The sequence below is a fragment of the Celeribacter naphthalenivorans genome (assembly GCF_020524585.1).
GTDB lineage: Bacteria > Pseudomonadota > Alphaproteobacteria > Rhodobacterales > Rhodobacteraceae > Celeribacter > Celeribacter naphthalenivorans.
Map to the genome: position 1 here is coordinate 17,727 of NZ_JAIVLK010000010.1, position 24,256 is coordinate 41,982.

A 24,256-nucleotide genomic window follows, 5' to 3' on the forward strand; every position below is an offset into this window, starting at 1 on the left:
GGTCCATGAGCCGCTTGCGCACAGCACGCACGCATAATCCGTCACAGATCAGGAATAGGGCCATTCCTTGGCGCGCGCTTTCAGGAAGGTCAAAAAGGACTGAACCTTGGGCGTGCGGTGCAAATCGACGTGGGTCACCAGCCAGTTCTGGCTTTCCCATTCCGGTTGCGGCGGCATGATCTGAACCAGTTCGGGATTGTCATGCGCCATCCAGGTCGGCAGGAAACCCGCCCCCGCCCCCGCAAGGATCGCATCGGACATGGCCGTCAAATCGGAGGTGCGGAACACGATCCGGTCAGACGGCACGTGATCGTTCATCCAGACCATAAAGGGCGCGCGGGAATTGACGTCATCGAGCGAAACAAAGCGCAATTCATGCGCCAGTTCCTCGCCCTCGCCCTGCGGCGCGCCAAAGGCGTCGATATAGCTTTGATGGGCGTAAAGACCGAAGCCTTGGCGGTAAAACGGCTGTACCACATTGTCGGGTTCTTGCGGCGGCTTGCCGCCCCGGATCGCGATATGGGCCTCGCCATACTCAAGACGAAACACCCGCTCGCCTGCCAGATAGCGCACGGTAAGACCGGGGTGATCGCGCTGAAACTCGGCCAAAATGGGCGCCAAGAGAGGCCCCATCCCCGGCAGGGAGGTCACGACCAGCTCTCCGACCACCTCTTCGCCCCGGCCTTTGATGCGGGAGACGAGTTGAGAGAATTGATCGTCGGTGGTTTGCGCCACTTTCAAAAGATCGATCCCTGCTTCCGTCGGCGTATAGCCGCGGGCATGGCGCTGGAACAGTTTGACGCCAAGTCGGCCCTCAAGCGCATCAATGTGGCGGATCACGGTGGCGTGGTGGACGCCAAGCGCCTGCGCGGCGCCGGAGACGGTGCCCATTTTTGCGACCTGAAACGCGGTGCGGAACTCATCCCAGTTTTCGACGGACATAGAGGCCTCATGTGCAGAGGGGAACGGTTGGCGCCGATCATCGTGAGACCTGTTCGGAATTACAAGCTATTTTGCAGCGGAGCGGTTTCTTAATTCGGCCCAGACCCGCGCGGCCTCCGGCAAATCCGCTTTTTTGGCCCATTCTTCGGCCAGAGCTTCACGCTCAACCTTAAGAAGCGCTTCCAAGGTTGCGATCCGATCGCCGCGCGCTTCATCGCCTTGCTCCCGCATGTGATCCTGAAACCGATGCGAATGCAGGATGGTCGGCACGGCGTCCAAAGGCTCCCAAGCATCGAGCATGGTCACCCGGCGCAGATTGAACTCCGGCGGCAGGACATAGTAGCGCAGATCGCTTTCCCAAAGCAGGTCCTTGAGAATGATCTGATCGCGATGGATGTCATCGTCGGCAAAGAATCTCTCGGCCCAGTCATTGAGAAAGGCCAGCATCTCGGGGCTGTTGCGATAGAGGAAGACGCCGGAATTGTGCTGAGGAAAGGCGTAGGGCGTGGTGTGATCGCGACCCTGTCGAATGAGCGACCAGTCACGACGGACGTCATGACATAGCGCACATTCAAAGCGGTCGAGAATCCCGAAGAGATCGCCCAGAGGCGCCACAAAGAGGGTATCGCTGTCGACATAGAGCGTGCGCTCGAACCGGCTCGCGGGCATGGCGCGGAGTTTCTCGCGCGGGTGCATGTCGTAGCTGGCCGTGACCCGATCAAACAGGCCGGAGGGCAGGTTTTCCGGCAGATCCGTCACCAGATCGATGGCAATTCCGGGTTCGTGTTGGCGCAAAGAGCGCGCCGATTGAATGGCCAGATCGACATAATCCTCGCCGCCCGCCACATAGAGCACACCGCAGGTCAGGCCGTCCTGTTCAGAAATCGCAGGCTGTAGGTCTTGCATCCGTCCCTCCCACCGGGGTCATAAGGAGTGTAGCGCAACAGGCGCCGCAATCCAGTCGGCCATATGCGCTTTGTCTTGACTCCTCATACGCACGCGCGTAGAGACCGGATCAAATTTCCCGGAAGTGTGCATCTTCCGGTCCTCAGGCCATAGGCCAGGATCGCCCCCCGTCAGCGTTATACGCCCACGGGGGCAAATGTGCATTTGCCGCCTTGTCAGTGTGAGCTGGCGGTTTTCGGGGTGTAAAATTCGCCGCTTCATCCCCAGATGGAGCATATCGTCAACGGCCCCTTTAAAGGAGAACGGCCCATGTTTGAAAATCTGTCCGACCGCCTCTCAGGCGTCTTCGACAAGCTCACCAAACAAGGTGCCCTGTCCGAAGACGATGTGAAAACCGCGCTGCGCGAAGTGCGTGTCGCCCTTCTGGAAGCCGACGTCTCGCTGCCGGTTGCCCGTGATTTCGTCAAGGCGGTGACCGAGAAAGCCACCGGCCAAGCCGTGACCAAATCCGTCACGCCGGGTCAGCAGGTCGTCAAGATCGTGCACGACGAGCTGGTGCATGTGCTGCAAGGCGACGAGGCCGACATCGGGTCGCTCAAGGTCGACAACCCGCCTGCCCCGATCCTCATGGTCGGTCTGCAAGGGGGTGGTAAAACCACAACCACGGCGAAACTCGCCAAGCGTTTGAAAGAGAAGCACGGCAAGCGCGTGCTGATGGCGTCCCTCGACGTCTATCGCCCCGCCGCTATGGACCAGCTCAAGGTCTTGGGCGAACAGATCGGCGTCGACACGCTTCCGATCGTGCCGGGTCAAAGCCCCGCTGACATCGCCAAACGTGCGAAACAACAGGCCGCCATGGCCGGTTACGACGTCTACATGCTCGACACCGCCGGGCGTCTGTCCATCGACGATGCGCTGATGGCCGAGGTCGAGGAGGTCAAACAGATCACCTCGCCGCGTGAAACGCTTTTGGTGGTTGACGGTCTGACCGGTCAGGATGCCGTGCACACGGCTGAGAATTTCGACGGTCGCATCGGCATCTCCGGCGTCGTTCTGACCCGGATGGACGGCGACGGTCGCGGTGGCGCGGCGCTTTCCATGCGTGCGGTCACCGGCAAGCCGATCAAATTCGTCGGTCTCGGCGAAAAGATGGACGCTCTTGAAGAGTTCCACCCGGACCGCGTCGCGGGCCGTATCCTTGGCATGGGCGACATTGTGGCCCTCGTCGAGAAAGCGCAGGAAACCATCGAGGCCGAGCAGGCCGAAAAGATGGCCCGCCGCTTTGCCAAGGGTCGGTTCAACATGAACGACATGAAAATGCAGCTCGAGCAGATGCAGAAAATGGGCGGCATGGAGTCGATCATGGGCATGATGCCGGGCATGAAAAAAGCCGCCTCGCAGATCAAAGAAAGCGGCTTTGACGACAGCATCTTCAAGCGTCAGGTCGCGCTGATCAACTCGATGACCAAGAAAGAGCGCGCCAACCCGCAGCTTTTGCAAGCCTCGCGCAAAAAACGCATCGCGGCAGGCGCTGGCCTTGAGGTCTCCGAACTTAATCAGCTGATCAAAATGCACCGCCAGATGTCGGATGCGATGAAAAAGATGAGCAAGATGAAGGGCGGCATGTTCAAACAGGCTCTGAAAGGCATGCTGGGCAAAGGCGGTCCGCAAGGTCTTGAGGACATGGACCCCGCGAAAATGGCCGAGGCGACCAAAGCCCTTGGCGGCGCGATGCCGAAAGGCATGGCTGGTCTTGGGGGGCTTCCGGGTCTGGGCGGCGCGAGCCTGCCGCCGGGCCTGTCGGGCTTCGGGAAGAAGAAATAACATGACCCTCGCCCCCACCATAGAAACCCAGCGCCTGCGGCTGCGCGGCCATGTCGAAGCGGATTTCAACGCCTTCGCCGACATGTTCGCCTCTGACCGCTCGCGCTACATGCACGGCCCGCTCACGCGGCGTCAGGCATGGTTTGCCTTCTGTGGGGACGTGGCACAATGGCAGCTTTTCGGGCATGGCGCCTGGGGTGTGGAGCGCTTGGCAGACGGTGCTTTCGTCGGTCAGGTCGCGCTGAACAAACCGCCGCATTTCCCCGAACTTGAGCTTGGCTGGTTCGTACTCGAAGGCTTCGAGGGCCAAGGCTACGCGCTTGAGGCCGCCACAGCCGCCCGCGATTACGCCTATGTCGAGATGGGCCGCGACACGCTTGTGTCCTACATCGACGCAGCCAACACCCGCTCGGTCGCTTTGGCCAAACGCATGGGCGCCGAATGCGACGAGATGGCCGAAACGCCCGATGGCGAAGACTGCCTCGTCTACCGCCACCCCACCCCAGACGCGCTGCAAGACGGCGGCATGGAGGCCTACGCATGAACGAGACCCAAATCCGCGCGCAAGAGGTGCTCAAGGAGCATCGCGAAAGCATCGACCGGCTGGACGCGATCCTCGTCTACACTTTGGGCGAGCGATTCAAACACACGCAGGCCGTCGGCAAACTCAAGGCCGCTCACGATCTTCCGCCGTCGGACCCGGCGCGCGAAGAAAAACAGATTGCCCGGCTCGAAGATCTCGCCGTTGCGGCGGATCTCGATCCGGAATTTGCAAAAGAGTTCCTGAAGTTCATCATTCAGGAAGTCATCCACCACCACGAAAAACACCAGGATTGCTAAGGCCTTACCAGGACCTTGGCTCAATAGTCAGACTTAGGAGAAACACATCATGGCTATGAAAATTCGTCTCGCCCGCGGCGGTTCCAAAAAGCGCCCCTTCTACAGCATCGTTGCCGCCGATTCGCGCATGCCGCGTGACGGTCGCTTCATCGAGAAGCTCGGCACCTACAACCCGCTCCTGCCGAAAGACAGCGAAGAGCGCGTGAAAATGAACATGGAGCGCGTGCAATACTGGCTCGGCCAAGGCGCCCAGCCGACCGACCGTATCTCCCGCATGCTCGAAGCGGCTGGCGTGCTCGAGAAAAAAGAGCGCAACAACCCGAAGAAAGCCGTTCCGGGCAAAAAAGCTCAGGATCGCGCTGAAGAGAAAGCTGCAAAAGCTGCCGAGGCCGCTGAAGCTGCTGCTGCTCCGGCTGAAGACGCCGCTGCAGAAGAGTAAGCACACCCGGATATTCGTCCGAGTGAGGCCTCTCTCATTCGAAAGCGCAGGTGGTTCGCCCATCTGCGCTTTTCTGTTTCCCTCTTGATTTGTGAGCAATAATTTCAGGCCGCCCGTGCGTCCTGCGATTTGCGCACACTCAAAGTGGACATAAAATCAACCCGCTACGCTGACGTCATATCTGAGCACTCCCAGGGGATCGAAGATGATCAACACCGCTGCAATCGGACAGTTTTCCACCGCTTTTCGTAAAGATTTTGCCGAACTTTTGCGCTGGCGCCGCGATGTGCGCAGATTTCAGGACACGCCCGTCGACGAAGCGACGCTCACGCGATGCCTGCAAACATTCACGCTTGCCCCTTCCGTTGGCTTGTCTCAACCATGGCGCATTGTCCGAGTTTCCAGCCCGGAAGCGCGTCAGGCGGCTCTGGAGAATTTTCAAAGCGCCAATAAAAAAGCGCTTGCTGGCTATTCCGGCGACACAGCGCAAGCTTACGCCAATCTCAAGCTGGCGGGCCTGAAAGAGGCGCCCGTGCAACTGGCTGTCTTCTGCGACGAAGCGACGGAACAGGGCAAAGGGCTTGGCATTCAAACCATGCCAGAGATGTTTCGGTATTCCGTGACCAGCGCCATCATGCAATTCTGGCTGACCTTACGGGCCGAAGGCATCGGGCTTGGCTGGGTTTCGATCTTTGACCCAGAAGCGCTCGCCGTCAGTCTGGATACACCGCAAAGCTGGTCTTTGGTCGGCTATCTCTGTATCGGTTATCCTGAAGAAATCACGCACGAACCGGAACTGGAACGCGCAGGATGGGAACAGCGCAACGCGCAAACCGAGATTATCGAACGGTAATCCCGGCAGACACGGAACCGAAGGGCAAGATGACAAACACACGGATCATCGTCGGAGCCATTGCAGGCGCTTTTGGCGTCCATGGCGAAGTACGCATCAAGAGCTTTTGCTCGGACCCAGAAGCCATCGGCGACTACGCGCCTTTGACCTCGGAAGACGGCACGCAGACCTTTGAGCTGACGCTGACTCGCGCGATCAAGAACGGCTTTGCCGCCGAGATCGAAGGTGTGAACAGCAAGGAAGAGGCCGACGCGCTCAAGGGCGTGACGCTGTTTGCCGACCGCGACGCCCTGCCCTCGCTGCCCGATGACGAATACTACCACGCCGATCTGATTGGCCTCACCGTCTTGGACACCGGCGGTGCCGAGCTTGGTCAGGTCCGCAATGTGCTCAACCACGGCGCGGGCGATCTGTTGGAGGTGCACGGGCCGGGGCTCAAGGCGCCGGTGCTTTTGCCCTTCACCATGGCCAATGTGCCGACGGTCGATCTGGCCGCAGGCCGCATCATCGCCGACCCGCCCGAGGGTCTGTTCGAATGAGCGAGATGGACGACACGCCGAAATCCAAATCCCAATCCAAATCGCATGGCCGCCTCGCGGTGCGCCCGACGCTGCGTCCGCGCGAGTTGATGACCAACACGCCCGATCTCGTCGGCGTTTGGAAAGCCAAGGTGATCACGCTCTTCCCGGAGGCCTTTCCCGGCGTTTTGGGCGAAAGCCTGACCGGCAAGGCCTTGCAGGACGGTCGGTGGCAGTTGGAACAAATCCACCTGCGCGAGTTCGGCGAGGGCAAGCACAAGAATGTCGATGATACGCCTGCGGGCGGTGGCGCGGGCATGGTGATCCGGCCTGACGTGATGGGCAATGCGATTGATTTCGCGATGAACGGCACGCCGCCGGATCGTCGCGAGTGGCCGCTTGTCTACCTGTCGCCGCGCGGCAAGAGGTTCGATCAGGCCACCGCGAAACGCTGGTCAGAGGCGCGCGGCATCACGATGATCTGCGGCCGGTTCGAGGGCGTCGATGACCGCGTGCTGTTTCACTACGGGATCGAGGAAGTGTCTCTTGGCGATTTCGTCCTCACCGGCGGCGAGATCGCGGCGCAGGCGATGATCGACGCCACCGTGCGGCTTTTGCCCGGCGTCTTGGGCAACGCCGAAAGCATCGAAGAGGAAAGCCATTCGAACGGGCTTTTGGAACATCCGCAATTCACCCGGCCCGCCGAGTGGCGCGGCATGGCGATCCCGGAGGTTCTGATGTCTGGCCACCACGGCAAGATCGCCGAATGGCGCCAAAAGATGGCGGAAAAGATCACACGGGATCGGCGCCCGGATATGTGGGAGGCCTATGAGGCCGCGCAAACCGAGCCGAAAGCCAAAAAATAAAGGCCAATCTTCTCTTGATCGACAGACGCGCGCGGCCTATACACCGCTCGTCTGGCACCGGGATTCGGCGCACAGACATTTTTGCTATGGGTCGGACGACCTCTTCCTCGTCCACATTGGCCCCGGCAGATTGCACAAAGCAAAGACGACCTGAACCCTCCCGCGGGCATCCTCCTTTCAGGATTGCGATGGACCCGATCGAAGACGCGGAGCTCTGAGGCAGTTGAAACCTTCGTGGAAAAAACCACGAGCAAATTGGAGAACAAGCGATGGATCTTATCGCCCAGCTTGAAGCCGAGCAAATCGAAGCTCTCGGCAAAACTATCCCGGATTTCAAAGCCGGTGACACCATCCGCGTCGGTTACAAAGTGACCGAAGGCACGCGCACCCGTGTGCAGAACTACGAAGGTGTCTGCATCTCCCGTAAGAACGGCAAAGGCATTGCCGGGTCCTTCACGGTTCGCAAAATTTCCTTTGGTGAAGGTGTGGAACGTGTGTTCCCGCTCTACTCCACCAACATCGACTCCATCGAGGTGGTGCGTCGCGGTAAAGTTCGCCGTGCGAAACTCTACTACCTCCGTTCGCGTCGCGGCAAATCTGCCCGTATCGCCGAAGTCACCAACTACAAGCCGCTCGAAGCCTGAGGAGTATTTCGATGAAAACCGATATCCATCCCGATTACCACTTCATCGACGTCAAAATGACCGATGGCACGATCGTGAAAATGCGCTCCACCTGGGGCGGCGAAGGCGACACGCTCGCACTCGACATCGACCCGACGGTGCACCCGGCCTGGACCGGCGGCAACTCCCGTCTGATGGACGCTGGCGGTCGTGTGTCCAAGTTCAAAAACAAATACGCTGGCCTCGGCTTCTAAGCCCTGTCCCATGCGACGATATGAAAGGCCCGCCAAATTGGCGGGCCTTTTTGTTTGAGCTTCACATCACTGACCGCTGGCGACCACTTGGCCCAAAAGCGGCGTGATCACCCGCACGGCGGCGCGGCGGTTTGTGCGTTCGGCGTCCACGGTCGGCACCTTGAGATAGCGTTCGCCATAGCCCTGAACGATCATGTTCTCCGGCGGCACGTCGAAATATTCGGTCAAGGCCAGCGCGAGGCTCTCAGCCCGGCGATCCGACAGCGCAAGGTTGGAACTCGCATTGCCGACCGCATCCGTGTGGCCCTCGACCAGGAACACCTCACGCGGGTTTTCGGCGATGGCATCGCGCATCGCCCGGCCCAGTGCGGCCAGTTCCTCGGCCTCCGACGGCGTGATCGCAGCAGAGCCAGTGCGGAAGTTCACATTGGTCAGCTCGATCTCAGGCGCCAGCTCGCGCACGGCACGAATGGTCCGGATCTGGTTGAGCGAGAAGCTGCGGTTGAGACCCTCCGCGCGGGCTTGGCTCTCGGCAAGCGCGGCGCGCAGGGCGTCTTCTTCCTCGTCCTGCTCATAACGATAGGTCTGAGTCTTTTGCGGACTGTCCGGCAGGGCCGACACATCCACTGCAGACACATTGCGCGTGTCATCAAACAGCGTCACGACCGTACCATCCGTCAACACCCGATCCCGGCGCAGCACGCGACCGTCGGCGGCACGCACGGTAATCACCTGACTGCCGTCTTCACGCGCGGTGGTCGTGCGAGCGGAACCGTCCGGGAAGGTCTCCGTCGTGACCTGACTGCCCGGCTGACGCAGCAGCGCGTCGTCGTTTTTCAGCACCCGCAGCTGACCGTTGTTTTCCACCACGACGCGGTCGCCGGTGTTGGAAATCACCTGATCGTCATTGCCCAGAATCTGCGACAAGACGGCGGCGCCGATGGCCCCCAAGAGGACCTTTTGACCGTCACTCATGCCGCTGTCTTTTTTCGCGGCGGGGGTGTTCGTCGTCACGATCTCATCTGCGGAACTGCGCGCGGTCTCTTGGGTGACGGTCTCCGTCATCACGTCGACCTCGGCCTCGGCCTCCGGATCTTCCATCGCCGCAGCCGCCGCGCTGTTTTGCTCGGCTTCCAAGGTGGCGGCCATTTCCGCCTCTTCTTCGGCCTGCTCCGCCTGCGCCTCTTCACTCATCGCAGCCTCAAGACTTTCGTCGGTCTGCAGGTCCTGCAACAGGGTCGCGGCACGATCACGCAGCGTTTCACCGCCCTCATCCTCCGCAGCCTCAGAGGCATTTTCATATTCGATGACCTCTTCCTGAACCGGAGCTTCGATGACACCTTCTTCGGCCAGCTCTTCGGCCACCGTGTCATCGCCTGAGGGGTCATCGCCTGAGGGCGTTTCCGTTGCAGTATCTTCTGCAATCTCCTCGCTGGCCGGATTTTCCACGGTTTCCGGATCGACCTCTGCCACAGGATCACTCGGCGCCTCTTCCGTCACGAGTTCTTCCGCGACAGTCGCATCGCCTTGCGCCTCAGCCTCAGCCTCGGGCAAATCCTCAGCCAATTCCTCGGCGATCACCTCTTCTTCAACCACCTCGGCATGTTCCATATCCGCCACAGCCTCTTCGCCAGCGGTGGTGACCTCTTCAGGCGGCATCTCTTCTGTGGTCACGTCCTCGGCCATCTCTGCGCCGGCCTCAGCCTCCGCCTCAATCTCCGCACGGGGTGCCGCGACCCCCAGAGCCTCATAGGCCTCTTCCAGCGACACTTCGCTGCCATCCTTAAGCATCACGGTGTTGTCCGACGTCATGCACGGCGGCGCGATGTCGTCGCAGGCCTCCAGCTCAAGCTCTGCCGCCAATTCCGTTTCAAGCGCTGCGTCCTGTGCAGAGGCCGGCCATGTCGCCCCCAGACTCGCCAGACAAAGCCCCGTCGCTGCGGTGCCGAAAATCATACGTTTCATGGATGTCCTCCAGACTTTCCTCTCCAAGCGCTGTGATCAAGACCAGAGCCTAACTGGGGCCAAGACCAAAGCGCTGCTATCCCGGTTCAACGCGCGACCCCCTCAAAAGGTTTCCGTCGCGTTCCCGGAGCAGGACGGCAACAGTTTCATTTAAGCCGTCGAAACGCTCTTGCACGAGAAGCGAAAGAGAGGTCATACAGAACTCCAAAGCAACATGAACGCGCGGAAAAATGCGCGTCGAAGCGGACGGGAATTCGGGAACGTGGCGCATATCATTATCGTCGGAAATGAGAAGGGTGGAGCGGGGAAATCCACGGTCTCCATGCATGTGGCAACCGCTTTGGCGCGGATGGGCCATCGGGTTGGCGCGCTGGACCTGGACCTGCGGCAAAAGACCTTTGCGCGCTATCTGGAGAACCGGCTGAGCTTTTGCCTGAAGGACGGGATCGAGCTGGCGACGCCCGAATATCGCGATCTGCCGCAGGTCGAGGCGACCGATCTGGCCGAGGGCGAAAACATCTATGACCGCCGCCTGTCCATGGCCGTGGCGGGTCTCGAAGAAACCTGTGATTTCATCCTGATCGACTGCCCCGGGTCGCACACCCGCTTGTCGCAAGTCGCGCACACGTTAGCCGACACGCTGATCACGCCGATGAACGACAGTTTCATCGACTTTGACCTTCTGGCCCGCGTCGATCCGGATTCGAACAAAATCCTCGGACCGTCGGTCTATTCGGAGATGGTCTGGAACGCGCGGCAACTCAGGGCGCAGGCCGGGTTGAAACCCATCGATTGGGTCGTGCTGCGCAACCGTCTTGGCGCCCAGGCCATGCACAACAAAAAGAAAATCGGCGACGCTTTGGATGAGCTCAGCAAGCGCATCGGCTTCCGCGTGGCCCCCGGATTTTCCGAGCGCGTGATCTTTCGCGAATTGTTCCCGCGCGGCCTGACGCTTTTGGATCTCAAGGACATCGGCGTCAAATCCGCGCTCAACATTTCCAACGTCGCCGCACGTCAGGAATTGCGCGATCTGATGAAAGAGCTGTCCCTGCCTGGGGTCGATATCGACCTCTAAAACCGCGCCGGTTCAATCGAGTTTGACCACCGTCACCACATCGGAATTGAGACCCTGTGCGGCCACTTGCGCCGCCAGCGTGTCTTGGCGCGTCTCATTGCCAACCGGCACCCGCCCCGTTTTGACGTTCAGCTCCGCCCTTTGCGGCCGGTCCCGCCAAAGCTGTCTCGGATCGTATTTGACATACCACGGCGTCGTCGCCCCGTAGCCAGAGGTGTGGCTCCCGGACCCTGTCAGGCTGGCAAGAGAAATCGGCGTGGTTTGCGTCAGATAGGCCATCTCGCCGGTTTGCGCCGCACGTCTCAGCCCGTCGGATTTCGTCACGATAAAGCCCATCGCCAGGGCTGTCAGAAGCAGGGAGTAGAAAACCATTTTGATCATGAACCAAAGACTCGCACGAAAAATTTAAAAAAATCTTATCTTCTCAAGTCATGGCCCTCAGGCCATCCGGTCGAGACGGCGCAAAAAAGCATCGCCTTTTTCCCGCGCGACCACATGACGCTCGCCCGGCACGACATATGCCATCTCGGATTTTTGCGGCATACGGACCGGATTCTTTTGGGATTTTTCCCGGCTGCGCTGCCACAAAAGGGCCGCGACGGCGAAGATCATAAGCCCAAAACTCGCCGCCAAAAGCGTCAAATGATCCTCTGCGGTCAGCCCGGCGGCCCAGTTTTGATAGATTGCCACTATATCCATTGACCGGCCTCCTTCGCCGCTTGGGGTCTGATCCAAGTGTCGTTGCGTAAAGCGGCAAAAATCGGGCCAAGGCGTGGAGAAAACGGTCGAATTTCGTGGTAAATTCGGGATCAGCCCCGCGCCACCCAAAGTGCGGCGGCCTTTGCCTCTGCTTCTGTAACACCCAAAGTATCCAGAGCCAGCGCCGCCGTGGCCAGCACGATGCCCTTGGCAAAAGGATCGTCCAGCTCGCCCGACCAAAGCGCCGAAAGCCGCGCCAGATCGGTTTCGCCATCGTTGAGACGCCGTGCGTCGTCCTGATTGGGCGGCACGAGCATGTCCCAAGGCTGGCCGTCTCTGAGACCAAACACTTGAATATCCTTCGACGGGTTGCGTTCAAACTCGCCGCCGCCGCCTTTGATCACCGACATGGCTTTGAGGCCCAAGAGATGCGAGGCATCGGCCTGCAATTCACGATAGGGCGGATGAAACACGCCCTGCACCGAGGCCCCTGCCCCGCCCGGATTGAGCATCCGCGCCACGGTGTTGAGACAGGACCGCAGCCCGAAATCCGCGCGCAGTTGCAAAAGACGCAGCAGCTCCGGCGAGAAATTCTCCAGCGGCAGATAGGCAATGTTGTCGCGCGCCAGAACCTCCGCCGCCTCATCGGGGTCACCGCAACTCGAGATCCCGGCGTAGGGCAGGCCATCGCGCACGAGATGGCCGCGCTCACTCAACCCGTTCCAGCCATGCAGCAAAACCTTATGCCCGTTCTGTGCCACCAAACGCGCGGAGAGCAAGAACCACGGCAGCCCCCGCGTGCGCCCGGCGGCATAGGAGGGCCAATCGAGATCAGGCGTCGGCACTTTGGTCAGCACATCCCGAAAGGCGGCGGTAAACCCCGCAAGCTCCTCGGGCACCTCGCCTTTCATCCGCATCAGCATCAACATCGCGCCAATACTCTCGGGCGCGGCCTCCCCGCGCAGCACGCGTGCCATGGCCTCATGCGCCTCCTCTTGGGTCAAAGAGCGCGAGCGCCCCGGACCACGGCCAAGGATGCGAACGAATTCAGCGATGCTCATCGGATATCTGCCCTATTCTGCGGCGTCTTTGCCTTCCGCGCCCTTGATGAGAGCCGCGATTTCCGAGCGACAGGAGCCACAATTCGTGCCCGCCTGCAATGCCTCGCCAATCGCATCGACCGTCATCAATCCGCGTGTCTCGATGGCGTCGAGAATAGTATTCACACCGACATTGAAGCAAGAGCAGAGCGTCGGTCCCGGATCAGGTTGATCGGCCGGGGATTTGCCCGACAGCACCATGGGCGCGGCGTCTCCGGGCAGGCTGGACAGGTAATCGCGCATCACGGCCACGGGACTTCGCGAGATGAACAAAGCGGCTTTGAGCGCGCCATCATGGTGAAGCGCGATACGCGCGGTGCCTTTGGCCGGGTCGAGCATGGTTTGCACATCTGCATCGGGCAGGCCAAAGATCAGACGTGCCTCTGCGACCCAGTCTTCCGGCGTCTCTTTACCCGCCATTTCAATACGATAGCCCGCGTAGGTTTTCGCCAGTGCCCAATAGTCTGAGGTCGCCTTCACAGGCGTCTGCGAAATCGCAAAGCCGTACCAAGCGGCCTCAAACGGCGCGATGGAAGCGACCGAACCTTTGCTTTCGGGCTGGCCCGAAACGGGATCGGTGACAGGGGCCACCAGCGCATCGATCCGCGCGGCGGGGGCGTTTTCGCCGGTCCAATGCATCGGAGCAAACACCTCGCCACGCGCGATCCGATCCGTGATCATCGCGCGCAGGATCGCCGTGCCATTGGGCGTTTTGACCTCGACCAGCGACGTGGGGCCGATGCCTTTCGCCTTGGCGTCTTCGGGGTGAATCTCAAGGAAAGGCTCGCCCAGATGCGCCGACAGACGCGGCGAGCGCGCCGTGCGGGTCATCGTGTGCCATTGGTCGCGAATGCGGCCGGTGTTGAGCCGGAACGGGTAGCGCGGTTCCGTTTTGGCTGCGGGCGGTTTCCAAGTCACGGGCAACATCCGACCCTTGCCATCCGGCGTGAAAAACTTGCCATCGGCAAAGAACCGACCGCCCGTCTTGCCGTCCGTCACCGGCCAGCGGGTCGGCGCGAGCGTGTCATATTGCGTGTCCGTCAGGCCCTTGAGACCCGAGATGTCGAAATCCTTGCCAAAGCCGCCCGCAATGCCGGAAAGCGCCGCATATTCGCGGAAAATCTCCGCAGGGGTTTCGTAATCGAAGCCGTCCTTGAAGCCCATGCGGCGGGCGACTTCGGCCAGCTGTTCCCAATCCGCGCGGGCCTGACCGGGGGTCGGCAGCGCGGGACGTTGGCGGGACATCAGGCGGTCGGAATTGGTCACCGTGCCGCTTTTTTCTCCCCATGCGGTGGCGGGAAGCAAAACATGGGCCAGCCGCGCGGTGTCGGTGGCGCCGGTGATGTCGGAGACGACGACGAAATCACAGCCCGCGATGGCCTCGCGCACCCGGTCGGCATCGGGCATGGAGACGGCGGGATTGGTGTGAAGAATCCAAAGCGCCTTGATCTTGCCCTCACCCACGGCGCGGAACATGTCGACGGCTTTGAGGCCGGGGTGTTCCGGCATCTCGGGCGCGGACCAAAAGGATTTGACCGCATTGCGATGATCGGCGTTCTCGATGTCGAGGTGACAGGCGAGCATATTGGCCAAGCCGCCGACCTCGCGCCCGCCCATGGCGTTGGGCTGGCCGGTGACCGAAAACGGCCCCATGCCCGCGCGCCCGATGCGCCCTGTGGCGAGGTGGCAATTGGTGATGGAATTGACCTTATCGGTGCCGGATGAGGATTGGTTGACGCCTTGGGAAAAGATCGTGACGACCTTTTCCGCGCCGCACCACAGGTCATAGAAGGTCTTGAGCAGATCGTCGGACAGGCCGGTGACGGAGAGATCGTCGGCTTTGGCGGCGGCGATGGCCTCCTCCAGTCCGGTGACATTCTCGGCAAAGGCATGGTCAATCAGCCCGCGTTTGTCGATCTCCGCCAAAAGCCCGTTGAACAGCGCCACATCGGAACCAAGCGCCAGAGGCAGGTGCAAATCGGCCAGATCGCAGGACGCCGTGCGGCGTGGGTCGATGACGATGAGCTTTTGCTCGGGGCGTTTCTTGCGCGTGGCGAGGATGCGTTGGTAGAGTACTGGGTGGCACCAAGCGAGGTTCGATCCGGTCAGCACGATCACATCGGCCTCGTCCAGATCCTCATAGGTGCCGGGCACCGTATCCGTGCCAAAAGCGCGCTTGTGCCCCGCCACGGTGGAGGCCATGCAGAGCCGCGAATTCGTGTCGATATTGGCCGAGCCGATGTAGCCTTTCATCAGCTTGTTGGCGACGTAGTAATCCTCTGTCAGAAGCTGGCCGGAGACATAAAAGGCGACACTATCAGGGCCGTGCTCAGAGATCGTCTCGGAAAACCTGCGCGCCACAAGGTCCAGCGCCGTGTCCCAATCTGTCTCACGCCCGTCGATCTGCGGCGCCAAGAGGCGGCCCTCAAGCGACACGGTTTCGCCCAAGGCCGAGCCTTTGGAACAGAGCCGCCCGAAGTTGGCCGGGTGGTCCTGGTCGCCGCGCACATCGAGGCCGCCCTGCCCGTCCGGTCCCAAAAGAACGCCACAACCGACGCCGCAATAGGGGCAGGTCGAGCGGACGGAACACATCGGTTTGAGATTGGATTTCGGGCTTCTCATGCGATCGCCTCCAGAAGAACCGGTGTCGCACTGGGGGGCGGCGGGGGCGCATCCTGATAGGCCGGGCCGAAAATCATCATCTCGCGCATGGTGGAGACATCAACGCCCTCGCGGATCAGGTTGAAGAACCACCCGCCATCCTGCGTGTCGCCATACATCACCGCGCCGATGAGACGGTCGTTTTCGATCACCAGACGTTTGTAGACGGCAGAGGGCGCATCGGAATAGGTGATGCATTCGCGGCCCTCAGCGTCACGAAAATCGCCCGCAGAAAACAGGTCACAGCCGGTGACCTTGAGCTTGGTCGAGACCTCTTTGTTGACATACTGCGCGGGCACGCCACGCAGGGTTTTCGCCAAAACTTTCGCCTGATCGAACAGGGGCGCCACGAGACCAAAGAGCGCGCCGTCATGTTCCACGCATTCGCCCAGCGCAAAGATGTTCGGGTCCGACGTCAGAAGTTGGTCATCGACGATCACACCGCGCCCCGTTTCGATCCCGGCCTCTTGCGCCAGTTTGATCGAAGGGCGGATGCCCACCGCCATCACCAGCAGATCGCAATCGAGCATCCGACCGTCGTCGAGCAAAAGTGCGCGCACGCGCCCGTCGTCACCCGCGATGATTTCTTTGGAATTGGCGCTGCAAATCACCTCGATCCCGCGCGCCTCCAGGGCCTGACGCAAAAGCCCGGCGGCCTCGCAATCCAGCTGGCGATCCATCAGGTGGCCGTTGAGATGCACGACCGTCACATGCACCCCGCGGGCGGCCATCCCCGCCGCCGCCTCGAGCCCCAAAAGACCGCCGCCAATCACCACGGCGCGCGCGCCGGCTGTGTCGCCGAGGCGCATCATCTCTTCGGTGTCTTCAAGGTCGCGATAGGCGATCACCCCGGGCAGGTCATGACCCGGAAGCGGCACGATGAAGGGGGTCGAGCCCGAGGCGATGACGAGTTTATCGTAGGGCACTTCGCCCTTCTCGCCGATGACAACCTTGCGCTCCCGGTCGATGCCATGCACCCATTCGCCAAAGCGACAGGTCACATCATTCCGAGCATACCAAGCCTCATCATGGGTGACGATCTCGGCATAGCATTTCTCGCCCGCCAGCACCGGAGACAGCATCAAGCGGTCATAGGTGCCGCGCGGCTCGGCGTTGAACAAGGTGATGTCGAAGGCATCCGGTGCCTCCCCGGTCAGATGATCGAGAAGCCGTCCGGAGGCCATCCCCGCCCCGATGATGACAAGACGTTCCGCCATCAGGCGCCCTCCCCCTCATCGGTTGCATAGGCTGCCGAGATCATCACGGCCGAGAGCGCGGCATAGGCGGTGACCCAGGCCTCTCGCACGTCTGGCGTAAAGTCCGCCCCCAACCCCTGTTCCAAGGTGCGCAGCAAAGAGGCCCCCACCGCATCGTAATGCGCGGGCTCCACGCCATAATCGACATGTTTGCGGGCCAGATCCTCCGCTACGGGAAGGATCGCCCCAAGATCGCTCAAGCCCCTTACCACAACGCCCAGAGTGGCCATGAGTTTCATCCCCTGCGCATTGATGTCGCCCGTGAACAAGGGACGGACCTCGGGCGCGGAGGTGAAGAGATCGGCGTAGAACAGCTCGCCTGCGGTCTCCGACATGGGGCGGATTTTGGCGAAACTGTCCTGCACAAGGGCGATGGTCTGGATGTCCATATCTTTTACTCCGCCGCGATGGCTTTCGGCTCAGGCTTTTTTGTGTTTGGCTTTTTTGCGTTTGGCTTTTGGGGCTTCGCGCCGTGTTCGTATTCCTCGAGGAAATCGAGCACTTCCTGACGATATGTGTAGTAGTCCGGGTGCTCCAAAAGCGCCTTGCGGGTGCGCGGACGCGGCAGGTTCACTTCGGTGATCTTGCCAATCGTGGCCTGCGGGCCGTTGGTCATCATCACCACCCGGTCGGCCAGAAGGATGGCTTCATCCACGTCATGCGTCACACAGATGGCCGTCACTTTCGTGCGTTCCCAAACCTCCATGAGCACCTCTTGGAGCTCCCAGCGCGTGAGGCTGTCGAGCATGCCGAAGGGTTCATCCAAAAGCAGAAGTTTCGGAGAGAGCGCAAAGGCGCGGGCGATGCCCACACGTTGCCTCATACCGTTGGACATCTCCGACGCGGGCTTGTCCATAGAGTCAGCGAGACCGACCCTCTCAAGATAATATTCAACGACATCCTGCCGTTCGGGCTGCGAGGCGGTGGGGTAAACTCTGTCGACACCAATGGACACGTTCTCCTTTGCTGTGAGCCAGGGAAACAGGTTCGGCGATTGGAAGACTACGGCGCGCTCCGGGTCGGCACCGCGCACCTCGAAGCCGTCGAGTTTGATCGCGCCTTTCGAGATGTCGTTGAGACCGGCGGCCATGGTGAGCACCGTGGATTTGCCACAGCCCGAATGACCGATCAGCGAAATGAATTCACCGCGATTGAGTTTCAGGTTGAAATCCTCGACCACCGTCAGCGGACCTTTCGGTGTCGGATAGACTTTGTGCAGACCTTCGAAGCTCAGGAAACGGGTGTCGATCAGGCCTTCCTGCGCCTTCACAACCGCTTTCGGCACATGGTGGATCGCGGTGACATTGGGCAAAAGCTTGCTGCCCTCCGCCTTGGCCTCGATCCCCACATCCATGAGGTAGGTCGTGACCTCAGCGCGCAGTTTGTGAAAGGTCTCGTCGTTGTTCATTTCGCCCCGGTCACGCGGACGCGGGATGGTGACTTTGAACTCTTCGCCAAGGCTGCCGTCGGGATTGAGCGCGATGATGCGGTCGGCCAAAAGAATGGCCTCGTCCACATCGTTGGTGATCAGCACACAGGTCTTTTTGTCGGCCTCCCAGATGTGTTCGATCTCATCGGCGAGATTGGCACGCGTCAGCGCGTCGAGGGCGGAGAGTGGCTCGTCCAAGAGCAAAACCTCCGGGTTCATCGCCAGAGCCCGCGCCACGTTCACACGCTGACGCATCCCGCCGGACAGTTCCGCCGGACGACGCGTCTTTGCATGGCTCAGCCCCACCATTTTGACGAAATGATCGACCTTTTCCTGCTTCTCCGCCTTGGGCAGATCGGGGAAGATCGTGTCCACCGCCAAAGCGACGTTCTGATCCACCGTCAGCCAGGGCATCAGCGAATAGTTCTGAAAGATCACACCGCGCTCGGGGCCGGGACCGGTGATGTCGCGGCCTTTAAACGTGACCTTGCCGGTGGAGGGCATCTCAAGTCCCGCCATCAGGTTGATCAAGGTCGTCTTGCCGGTGCCAGAGAAGCCCAGAAGAACAAGGAACTCGCCCTCCTGCACATCGAGGTTGATATTTTTCAGAACTTCCGTGCGATGCAAGCCTTCACCGAAGCCTTTGGACACAGTGTCAAACGTCAGAATACCCATGTCGCTCACCGATTGTTCGAGAAGGTGAAGAGGGATTGCAGCGCGAACATCACACGGTCCAGCAGAAAGCCGATGATCCCGATGGTCAGCACGGCGACGATGATTTTCGCCAAGGATTGCGAGGAGCCGTTCTGGAATTCGTCCCAGACGAATTTGCCAAGCCCCGGGTTCTGCGCCAGCATTTCAGCGGCGATCAGCACCATCCATCCCACACCGAGGGACAGACGCAGACCGGTGAAGATCAGCGGCAGGGCGGAGGGCAGGACAAGTTTCGTGATCTTCTGCCAAGTGCCCATTTTCAGCACTTTGGAGACCGACACCAAATCCTTGTCGATGGAGGCCACACCGAGCGAGGTGTTGATCAGCGTCGGCCAGAGCGAACAAAGCGTCACGGTGATCGCGGAGACGAGGAAGGATTTGGCGAACAGCCCGTCATTCGTCGTGTAGAGCGCGGAGACCACCATGGTCACGATCGGCAGCCAAGCGAGCGGCGACACCGGTTTGAAGATTTGCACCAGCGGGTTGATCGCGGCGTTCGCATAGGGAGACAGACCGGCGAGGATGCCCAGCGGGATCGCAATGGCTGAGCCGATCAGGAAGCCGAAGAACACGGTTTTGATCGAGGTCCAGATTTGTTCGTAGTAGGACGGCGAGCCGGTGTAGGGGATGTCCTTGACCTTCTCGGGCTGGCCGTTGGCGATGAAGCGTTCATTGCGGGCATCGACGCGCTCGATAAAGGCGGCCTTTTTCTCGGCCTTGGCGATGGCGTCCTGATGCAGGTTCACCGCCTCGTCCCACACAGCCGCAGGACCGGGGATCGCCCCCAGAGAGGTCTGCACCTTCGGCGCCAATGTGCCCCAGAGCATCAGGAACCCGACGATGGCCAGAACCGGCACGCCGAGGAGTTTCCAAATCTCCTTGCCCTGCGCCTTCGGGTTATCCCCCGCCAGCGCCTTCAGGACGGGCGTCATCCACGACAGGCCCAAAACCTGAAACCAGGCGTCGGCCTTGTTGATCCGGGTGAAAAGTTTTGCGCGGCGGGCCGCACGCGCTTTCGCTGTGGCCTCGGCGTCGAGCGCCCGTTCGTCACTTGGGTCGATAGCAGTCATTGCGGCGTCCTCACGAGAGACAAGAGAGTTTGAGTTTGGAGTTGTCGGGGCGCGCTCAGGAAGCGGCGCGCCCCCAAGGGAAAGTTTATTTGCACCGGGGCTCCGCCTGGTGCTGAAATCGCTCCACTGGAGCGATTTCCGGGCGCACCTCACCCTTTGACCTCAGTACCAACGACGGTCTGATCGCCTTTCAGGCCAATCGGCAGGCTGTCGAGGTAAGCGTTCGGGGTTTTGCCGTCATAGGCGATGCCGTCGATGATGTCGGCGGAGGGCGTCGGCGCTTTGTAACCGTCGCTGTCCCAGGGGAAATCGGCCTCGTTGGCGAGACCTTCGTCCACCAGAAGACGCGCGGCTTCGAGGTAAATCTCCGGTTTGTAAACGGATTTCGCGACCTCATCATACCAGCTGTCCGGCTTAGCCTCGGAAATCTGGCCCCAACGACGCATCTGGGTCAGATACCACACAGCATCGGAATAGAACGGATAAGTCGCGTTGTAGCGGAAGAATACGTTAAAGTCCGGCACCTCACGCACATCGCCCGGTTCATATTCGAAGGTGCCGGTCATGGAGGCGGCAATCACCTCCTGATCGGCGCCGACGTAATCGGGCCGCGACAGGATTTCCACGGCCTCTTCGCGGTTGGCGTTGTCATTCGCATCAAGCCACATGGCCGCACGAATGAGCGCCTTGGTCACAGCAAGCGTGGTGTTCGGGTACTCTTCGGCAAACTCTGCGGTGATGCCAAAGACCTTTTCCGGGTTGTTTTTCCAAAGCTCGTAGTCGGTGATCACTGGCACGCCGATGCCCTTGGCGACGGCCTGCTGGTTCCACGGCTCACCGACGCAGTAGCCGTAGATCGTGCCAGCTTCCAAAGTGGCGGGCATCTGCGGCGGGGGCGTCACGGAGAGGAACACGTCGGCGCCGATCTGGCCGGTGATGTTCTCGGGCGAATAGTAGCCCGGATGCAGACCACCCGCGGCGAGCCAGTAACGCAGCTCGTAGTTATGCGTGGAGACCGGGAAGACCATGCCCATGTTAAAAGGCTTGCCCTCGGATTTGTATTTCTCGACGACCGGCGCCAGAGCTTCGGCAGAGATCGGGTGAACCGGCTTGCCGTCATCGCCCACCGGGATGTTCGGCTTCATCTCTTCCCAGACCTCGTTGGAGACGGTGATGCCGTTGCCATTCAGGTCCATGGAAAACGGCGTGATGATATGCGCTTCGGTGCCGAACCCGATGGTCGCGGCCAGCGGCTGACCCGCCAACATATGCGCGCCGTCCAGCGTACCGTCGATCACGCCATCGAGCAGAACCTTCCAGTTGGCTTGGGCTTCAAGCGTCACAAAGAGGCCTTCGTCATCGAAAAAGCCCTGTTCATAAGCGACCGCGAGCGGCGCCATGTCGGTCAGTTTGATGAACCCGAAGGTCAGTTCGTCTTTTTCCAGATCGAGCATCTCTGCCCAGGCACCCGTGGCGAGTGCAGTCGTGGCTGCGAGGCCGAGGAGAAGGTTCTTCATTTTGCGTGTCCCTGCTGTTCCCTGTTGAGGAGAAAAAACAAAAAAGCCGCCGATAGACCGCCAGGGAGGAGAAGGGCGGTGTATCGAGCGGCTTTGCTCTGTTGCCCCGTTCGCCGAGGCATATGCAGACTTCCCGATCTTCGGGAAAATGTTCCGTATCGCGGCATCGTTGCCTTGCGATGACTTCAATCTCCGCCGAAATGCTGCGTGGGCAAAGGTGATTTCGCCGTCTTCTTCGAAAATCATGCCGCAGATGCACGCATTGGCCTAAATTTTGCGCATCATTTCACAAAAGGATCAAAAACGCGTCCGTCGAAAAACTGGTTCTTCTCCAGAATCAGCTGCCCGACCTTCGACGCGACCGCCGTCGGCACGCTCAATCCGCCCTCTTGTTTCGACGACGCACCCGGCAAATCGGCAGAGGTCGTCTCAAGCGCCTGACGGTAGAGATCGGACCGGAACACGCCATGCGCCGCCCGTTGCGCGGCCGCGCGATCAAGCCCCGTGCGCGCCGCCAATTGCGTGCCGATCCACTCCGCCTGAGAGCGCCACGGAAAACTCGCGGCGCCTTTGTAGAACTCGACAAAGCCATCGACCCGACGCGCATCGCCCTGCGCGGAGATCACCATATTGCCGGTCAGCGCGCGTTCCAGCATCTCAGACGGCAGGTCGAGATATTCGGGCCGGCTCAGCAATTCAGAGGCCAGCATAGGGCTGTCCGAGGTGCCCAGCCACCGCCCCGCGCGCCAGACCGCACGGATCAGACGCCCCATCAGGGCCTGTTCCTGTTCCGCCCAGTCGCGACGCACGGCCAGCACTTTTTCCGGGGCGGCCGACCAGATCGCACAGCCCGGCAGCAACAACTCGCCCCCGCCGTGTTCCACCGCCTGCGACCCCCAAGGTTCGCCGACACAAAACGCATCAATCTCGCCCGCCTCGATCGCGGCCCCCATCAAGGGCGGCGGCACCGTGCGGATGTCGACGGATTGCGGCGCGGGCAGGCCCAGCGCAGAGAGCCAATAATACAAAAGCTCGGCATGCATCGAAAACGGGAAGGGCACGCCGATTCTGAGCCGACCTTTGGCGGCCTTGATCAAATCGCGCCCGGCTTTTTCTGCGTCGTCAAAGCCAAACCCGTGCCCGACATCGCGCAGGCGCGCGGCCAGATCATTCGACACACCGATGACATTGCCGTTCATCGACAAGACGGAAAGCGCTGCGAATTGCACGCCCGATCCGCCAAGCCCGAGCGCCGTGGCAACCGGCACCGGCGAGAGCATATGCGCCGCATCCACCCGACCAAAGGCCAGCATGTCGCGCACCGAGGACCAGGACGGCGCCGGTTTGAGATCGAGCGACAGGCCTTCTTCGGCGGCAAAGCCCATCTCCTGCGCTACAATCAAAGGCGCGGCATCAATCAAGGGAATGTAGCCAACGGACAGCGTGGTGGGTCTCATGACAAAAGCCCCGCCGCCGTCACCAGAGCCTGCGCCACATCGGCGACGCGCTTGCCCTGATCCATCGCGGTTTTGCGCAGGAGCGCATAGGCTTCGTCTTCTCCGATGCCTTTGGCGCGCATCAACATGCCCTTGGCGCGGTCGATGACCTTGCGTTCTTCCAGCGCCTTTTTCGTCTCAGCGAGTTCGGTGCGCATGCGTTGGAACATGCGAAACCGGGCGATGGCGGCGTCCATGATCGGTTTGACGCGCTGAGATTGCAGCCCGTCTACGATATAGGCCGACACGCCCGCCTCGATCGCGGCAGAGGACAACCCCTCGTCGGAGCGGTCGACAAACATCGCGACCGGACGATCCAGCGGGCCGGAGGCCAGCGCCAGTTCCTCCATCGTGTCGCGCGACGGGTTTTCGATGTCGATCAGGACCACATCCGGGTTGCGCGCCTGAATTTGACGCGCAAGGCCTGTGACTTCGGAGATGATGAAAATGTCGAAATCCCCGGCGTCGCGCAGGCTGTCGACGATCAGCTGGGCGCGGGTGCGGTCGGTTTCGACGACGATGATGGAAAGAGCGGCACTCATGGCTTCAAATCGCGCCAAGCTGTGCAGGAAGTAAACGATTCCTGTCGGTGGGCGAGAGCGCCCCTTCTGCTTCGCCTAATTCATGAACATCATCGCCCAATATTTAATCAGATCAAAGAGTCTCCAGACACCAGTCCCTGAGCGCCTCCCCCTCTGGCGCGAGCTCTTCGGCGAACTCTCCGGCAAAGTCCAGAAAGCCCGCGATATTCTTGGCGTTCACACCGACGATCACCGGCACACCCTGCGCCAGAGCCTCGCCGATCAGAGTGCGAAAGCCGCGGCCTTCGACCTCTTGCTTGCCGAATTTGTTGATCAAAACCAGATCCGCCCCGGCTTCGAGCCCCCGTTCCGTCTGAAAAACCGCCTGTTCCAGCCCCTCGGGGTTCAACCGACAGCCTTTCGACAGCGCACCAAGGCTCTGCGAAATTTGGATGCGTTCCCCTGAGGGCAAAAGCTGCAACTCCATCCGGCATTTGGTGTCATTGGGCAGGTCGGTGTTGATCTGAACCGCACCGGTGACACGATGCCCTGCGGCCAGCAACCGCTCCGCCAGAGCCGCCAGCAGCGCATCGACTTCTCCGCGGCCTTCCGCCATCACATATCCGAGCATGTCTTTGCCCCTTGATTTGCCTCTCCCCGGACATACAGAATGGCGACCACGGGGGGA

Annotated in this window: 24 protein-coding genes and 1 pseudogene; 10 read left to right on the forward strand and 15 right to left on the reverse strand. The window is 60.7% G+C overall.

The features are described from left to right. Nucleotides 1-48: 48 nt before the first annotated feature. Nucleotides 49-942: a LysR family transcriptional regulator gene (locus LC094_RS18445; protein WP_226554270.1), complete on the reverse strand. Its 894-nt coding sequence runs from the start codon at nucleotides 940-942 to the stop codon at nucleotides 49-51. A 66-nt stretch (nucleotides 943-1,008) separates the two neighbouring features. After that, the gene (locus LC094_RS18450; RefSeq protein ID WP_226554271.1) at nucleotides 1,009-1,848 is read right to left on the reverse strand and encodes a putative nucleotide-diphospho-sugar transferase; all 840 of its coding nucleotides are present in this window, start codon (nucleotides 1,846-1,848) and stop codon (nucleotides 1,009-1,011) included. 309 nt (nucleotides 1,849-2,157) lie between these two features. Here LC094_RS18450 and ffh point away from each other — a divergent pair, with 309 nt between their 5' ends. The 9 genes from ffh (at nucleotide 2,158) to rpmE (ending at nucleotide 8,065) form a co-directional block, all read left to right on the forward strand. After that, on the forward strand, nucleotides 2,158-3,672 hold the full coding sequence (gene ffh, locus LC094_RS18455) for a signal recognition particle protein (RefSeq protein WP_226554272.1): 1,515 nt from the start codon (nucleotides 2,158-2,160) through the stop codon (nucleotides 3,670-3,672). Between the two features lies 1 nt (nucleotide 3,673). Then, nucleotides 3,674-4,216: a GNAT family N-acetyltransferase gene (locus LC094_RS18460; protein ID WP_226554273.1), complete on the forward strand. Its 543-nt coding sequence runs from the start codon at nucleotides 3,674-3,676 to the stop codon at nucleotides 4,214-4,216. Further along, on the forward strand, nucleotides 4,213-4,512 hold the full coding sequence (locus LC094_RS18465) for a chorismate mutase (RefSeq protein ID WP_226554274.1): 300 nt from the start codon (nucleotides 4,213-4,215) through the stop codon (nucleotides 4,510-4,512). The genes LC094_RS18460 and LC094_RS18465 overlap by 4 nt, the downstream gene beginning before the upstream one ends. 49 nt (nucleotides 4,513-4,561) lie before the next feature. Further along, complete coding sequence (gene rpsP, locus LC094_RS18470; RefSeq protein WP_226554275.1) at nucleotides 4,562-4,951, forward strand: 30S ribosomal protein S16; 390 nt, start codon at nucleotides 4,562-4,564, stop codon at nucleotides 4,949-4,951. Between the two features lie 205 nt (nucleotides 4,952-5,156). Next, nucleotides 5,157-5,804 (forward strand): 5,6-dimethylbenzimidazole synthase, encoded by a 648-nt coding sequence (gene bluB, locus LC094_RS18475; RefSeq protein ID WP_226554276.1) that lies wholly within the window; start codon nucleotides 5,157-5,159, stop codon nucleotides 5,802-5,804. A gap of 29 nt (nucleotides 5,805-5,833) precedes the next feature. Beyond that, the gene (gene rimM / locus LC094_RS18480) at nucleotides 5,834-6,343 is read left to right on the forward strand and encodes a ribosome maturation factor RimM (protein WP_226554277.1); all 510 of its coding nucleotides are present in this window, start codon (nucleotides 5,834-5,836) and stop codon (nucleotides 6,341-6,343) included. After that, entirely contained in the window at nucleotides 6,340-7,188 is an 849-nt protein-coding gene (trmD, locus tag LC094_RS18485; protein ID WP_226554278.1) for a tRNA (guanosine(37)-N1)-methyltransferase TrmD, read from the forward strand. Before rimM ends, trmD begins: the two co-directional genes overlap by 4 nt. A gap of 269 nt (nucleotides 7,189-7,457) precedes the next feature. Continuing rightward, nucleotides 7,458-7,832 carry a 50S ribosomal protein L19 gene (gene rplS / locus LC094_RS18490; RefSeq protein WP_226554279.1) on the forward strand — a complete coding sequence of 125 codons (375 nt, stop codon included), beginning with the start codon at nucleotides 7,458-7,460 and terminating at the stop codon, nucleotides 7,830-7,832. An 11-nt stretch (nucleotides 7,833-7,843) separates the two neighbouring features. Beyond that, nucleotides 7,844-8,065: a 50S ribosomal protein L31 gene (gene rpmE / locus LC094_RS18495; protein WP_167601517.1), complete on the forward strand. Its 222-nt coding sequence runs from the start codon at nucleotides 7,844-7,846 to the stop codon at nucleotides 8,063-8,065. A gap of 66 nt (nucleotides 8,066-8,131) precedes the next feature. On the opposite strand, the gene LC094_RS18500 is transcribed toward rpmE, so the two are convergent. After that, nucleotides 8,132-10,030, reverse strand: coding sequence for an OmpA family protein (locus tag LC094_RS18500; RefSeq protein WP_226554280.1), 1,899 nt, complete (start codon nucleotides 10,028-10,030; stop codon nucleotides 8,132-8,134). Nucleotides 10,031-10,292: 262 nt separating this feature from the next. On the opposite strand from LC094_RS18500, the gene LC094_RS18505 reads away from it, so the two are divergent. Next, on the forward strand, nucleotides 10,293-11,105 hold the full coding sequence (locus LC094_RS18505) for a division plane positioning ATPase MipZ (RefSeq protein WP_226554281.1): 813 nt from the start codon (nucleotides 10,293-10,295) through the stop codon (nucleotides 11,103-11,105). A 12-nt stretch (nucleotides 11,106-11,117) separates the two neighbouring features. On the opposite strand, the gene LC094_RS18510 is transcribed toward LC094_RS18505, so the two are convergent. The 12 genes and pseudogenes from LC094_RS18510 to LC094_RS18575 all read right to left on the reverse strand — a co-directional run bounded on the left by LC094_RS18510 (nucleotide 11,118) and on the right by LC094_RS18575 (nucleotide 24,199). Beyond that, nucleotides 11,118-11,486, reverse strand: a complete 369-nt coding sequence (locus LC094_RS18510) for a hypothetical protein (RefSeq protein WP_226554282.1) — start codon at nucleotides 11,484-11,486, stop codon at nucleotides 11,118-11,120. A 57-nt stretch (nucleotides 11,487-11,543) separates the two neighbouring features. After that, nucleotides 11,544-11,804, reverse strand: a complete 261-nt coding sequence (locus tag LC094_RS18515; RefSeq protein ID WP_226554283.1) for a hypothetical protein — start codon at nucleotides 11,802-11,804, stop codon at nucleotides 11,544-11,546. A gap of 110 nt (nucleotides 11,805-11,914) precedes the next feature. Then, a complete protein-coding gene (locus LC094_RS18520; RefSeq protein ID WP_226554284.1) occupies nucleotides 11,915-12,865 on the reverse strand; it encodes a glycosyl transferase family protein in 951 nt (316 codons plus the stop codon). Nucleotides 12,866-12,877: 12 nt separating this feature from the next. Then, entirely contained in the window at nucleotides 12,878-15,526 is a 2,649-nt protein-coding gene (locus LC094_RS18535; RefSeq protein ID WP_264186588.1) for a nitrate reductase, read from the reverse strand. An 11-nt stretch (nucleotides 15,527-15,537) separates the two neighbouring features. Further along, nucleotides 15,538-16,782: pseudogene (locus LC094_RS18540) on the reverse strand (NAD(P)/FAD-dependent oxidoreductase); the annotation flags it as partial. Then, nucleotides 16,782-17,210: a globin family protein gene (locus LC094_RS18545; protein WP_226554285.1), complete on the reverse strand. Its 429-nt coding sequence runs from the start codon at nucleotides 17,208-17,210 to the stop codon at nucleotides 16,782-16,784. The pseudogene LC094_RS18540 and the gene LC094_RS18545, both read right to left, overlap by 1 nt. A 5-nt stretch (nucleotides 17,211-17,215) precedes the next feature. Beyond that, nucleotides 17,216-18,925 carry an ABC transporter ATP-binding protein gene (locus LC094_RS18550; protein ID WP_226554286.1) on the reverse strand — a complete coding sequence of 570 codons (1,710 nt, stop codon included), beginning with the start codon at nucleotides 18,923-18,925 and terminating at the stop codon, nucleotides 17,216-17,218. Nucleotides 18,926-18,930: 5 nt separating this feature from the next. Beyond that, the gene (locus LC094_RS18555) at nucleotides 18,931-20,034 is read right to left on the reverse strand and encodes an ABC transporter permease (protein ID WP_226554287.1); all 1,104 of its coding nucleotides are present in this window, start codon (nucleotides 20,032-20,034) and stop codon (nucleotides 18,931-18,933) included. Between the two features lie 149 nt (nucleotides 20,035-20,183). Further along, a complete protein-coding gene (locus LC094_RS18560) occupies nucleotides 20,184-21,551 on the reverse strand; it encodes a CmpA/NrtA family ABC transporter substrate-binding protein (protein WP_226554288.1) in 1,368 nt (455 codons plus the stop codon). A 281-nt stretch (nucleotides 21,552-21,832) separates the two neighbouring features. Further along, entirely contained in the window at nucleotides 21,833-23,008 is a 1,176-nt protein-coding gene (locus LC094_RS18565) for a CmpA/NrtA family ABC transporter substrate-binding protein (RefSeq protein WP_226554289.1), read from the reverse strand. Further along, a complete protein-coding gene (locus LC094_RS18570; protein WP_167601505.1) occupies nucleotides 23,005-23,589 on the reverse strand; it encodes an ANTAR domain-containing response regulator in 585 nt (194 codons plus the stop codon). Before LC094_RS18570 ends, LC094_RS18565 begins: the two co-directional genes overlap by 4 nt. 112 nt (nucleotides 23,590-23,701) lie before the next feature. Then, nucleotides 23,702-24,199 (reverse strand): DUF2478 domain-containing protein, encoded by a 498-nt coding sequence (locus LC094_RS18575; protein ID WP_226554290.1) that lies wholly within the window; start codon nucleotides 24,197-24,199, stop codon nucleotides 23,702-23,704. Between the last annotated feature and the right edge of the window lie 57 nt (nucleotides 24,200-24,256).